Source organism: Nibrella viscosa, from assembly GCF_039541875.1.
GTDB classification, from domain to species: domain Bacteria; phylum Bacteroidota; class Bacteroidia; order Cytophagales; family Spirosomataceae; genus Nibrella; species Nibrella viscosa.
Genome location: NZ_BAABHB010000035.1, coordinates 1 through 1429 on the forward strand (window position 1 = coordinate 1; position 1429 = coordinate 1429).

Genomic DNA, 1429 nt, shown 5'->3' on the forward strand with positions numbered 1-1429 from the left:
CATTGGTATTCACCACCACCGTGCCGCCCGTCGGCTGCGTCACAATCGTGGGCAGGGTCACATTGGCCACTCCGCTCACACTGGCCGGCGCACCCGTGCGGCTGAGGTCATTGACCAGCACCGCCAAAGCCAGCGTCTGGTTGAAGCCCAGCGTGTAGCTGTCGGGATTGGCCACCGGGGGCGCACTGCCCACGTTGAAGGTCACCCGGGCCGTGTCACACAAGGCCGTGTTCACCCGGTCACAAATCTGGTAGACCAGCGTGGTGGAGCCCGCAAAACCGGTGGCCGGCGTGAAGGTGATACTGCCGTTGACATTGACCACGGCCGTGCCGCTGGCGGGCTGGGCCAGGATCACCGGGGTAGTCACCGTAGCCAGTGTGGCCGGCACGGTGCCGTTGCGGTCGGCATCATTAGCCAGCACGTTCACCGTCACCGGCTGGTTGAAGGCCACCGCCACCACATCCGGATTGGCTACTGGTGCCTGTGAGCCTACATTGACCACCACCAGGGCCGTATCACACAGGCCGGTATTTACCTGATCACAGATGCGGTAGATGAACTGATCCGCCCCGGCAAAACCTGCATTGGGTGTGTAAGTGATGGTGCCGTTAGCGTTCAGCGCCAGGGAACCATTTACCGGCTGAGTTACTATAGAAGGCGCGGTCACATTGGTCAGGCTGGCAGGCAGTGTACCTCTGGCCTGGTCGTTGAGCAGCACCGGTATCTGCACCGGCTGGTTGAAGGCGGTGGTGTAGTTATCCCGATTAGCCACGGGTGCCACACTGCCTACGTTAACTACCAGCAGCGCCGTATCACACAAACTGGTGTTGACTCTATCACAGATGCGGTAGATGAGACTGTCACTTCCGGCAAAGCCTGCGTTCGGTGTATAGGTGATGGTACCCGTAGAGTTGGTTACCGCCGTACCATTGCTGGGCTGACGGGTAATCAGCGGCAGTGTCACCGTGCTCAGGCTGGCGGGTCTGCCTGCCCGGTCCGTGTCATTACCTAATACAAGTAATGTAACAGGTTGCTGGAAAGCCGTCGAGCCATTGTCGCGGTTCGCTGTCGGCGGAGCCGAGGGTACGTTGATGATCACCCGGGCCGTGTCACACACACTCGGACTGATGATGGAGCAGATGCGGTACACCAGCGTGTCACTGCCGGCAAAGCCCAGAGCCGGTGTGTAGGTCAGCGTCCCATCGGGGTTCACCACGGCCGTGCCGTTAGCCGGGCCTGAGACCACCACCGGTACCGTAACGTTGGTCAGGCTCGCCGGCTGTCCGTTGCCCGCCAGGTCATTGCCCAGCAGAGCTATGGTCACGGGCTGTCCCAGCACACCCGTCACTACATCGGCATTGGCCACCGGTGCCGGGGCGTTGCCCACGTTGATGCGCACCAGCGCCGTGTCACACAAACTGGTATTGAC

General features: G+C 61.2%; 1 protein-coding gene. It reads right to left on the reverse strand.

Translation table 11 applies throughout. The features are described from left to right. Window positions 1-1429 (reverse strand): Ig-like domain-containing protein (locus tag ABD931_RS29045; RefSeq protein ID WP_345271634.1); only part of this gene is annotated, 1429 nt, incomplete at both ends.